Annotated in this window: 2 pseudogenes; both read left to right on the top strand. The window is 74.7% G+C overall.

What is annotated here, in order from left to right:
* Positions 1–546 (top strand): annotated as a pseudogene (locus tag AC1DP0_RS22290) (hypothetical protein); the annotation flags it as partial.
* Positions 543–913 (top strand): annotated as a pseudogene (locus tag AC1DP0_RS22295) (hypothetical protein); the annotation flags it as partial. The pseudogenes AC1DP0_RS22290 and AC1DP0_RS22295, both read left to right, overlap by 4 nt.

The raw sequence follows: 913 nt of genomic DNA on the forward strand, positions 1-913 counted from the left end.
GGCCACCTGCGCGCGCTCGCGAGAGGAGAGGTCACGACGGGAGCCGTGAAGATCGTGGGGCTCGGCCTGACCGGACTCCTCGGCGCGGCGCTCGTCGACTCCCGCGGACCCGGACGGCCGGGCGGACCCGGACGACCGGGGTCGACGGGCCTGCTGTCGTCCCTGGTCGGCGGCGCCGTCGTGGCGGGCGCGGCCAACGCGGTCAACCTCTTCGACCTGCGGCCCGGACGCGCCCTCAAGGTCACCGTCGCCACTGGACTCCCGCTCGTCGGTGGCGTGGCCGCGGCAACCGCCGTCGGTTCCTCGCTCGGTGTCGTGCGCGACGACCTGCGAGCGTCGTCGATGCTCGGTGACACCGGGGCCAACGCGGCCGGCGCCCTCCTGGGGCTCGCCCTGGTCGAGCGCACCGGCCTCGCCGGCCGGGCGGTCGCCCTCGTGGGCCTCGCCGCGCTGACCCTCGCATCCGAACGGGTCAGCTTCACGCAGGTCATCGAGGCCAACCCGGTGCTGCGACGGGCCGACGAGTGGGGCCGTGAGCGCCGATGAGCGGCCCTGAGACGGCGCCCGGCGACCAGCGCTCCCATCGGGGGCTCCTGGCGACGGCAGGCACCATCGCCGTGATCACGCTCGCCGCTCGGATCGTCGGCTTCGGACGATGGTTCGTCTTCTCGCACTCCGTCGGCGCCACCTGTGTCGGCAGCGTCTACCAGTCGGTCAACGCCGTGCCCAACGTGCTCTTCGAGATCGCGGCCGGGGGAGTGCTCGCCGCCGTCGCCGTCCCCCTCGTCGCGGGCGCACTCGCCCGCGGTGAGCGCGGGGGCGCCGACGCCACCGCGTCGGCGCTGCTCACCTGGGCGGCKGTCGTGCTCCAGTCTCGTATACACAWCWGACGCTGCCGACGAGCTGGCGCGTG

Source organism: Terrabacter sp. P5_B1 (assembly GCF_056400505.1).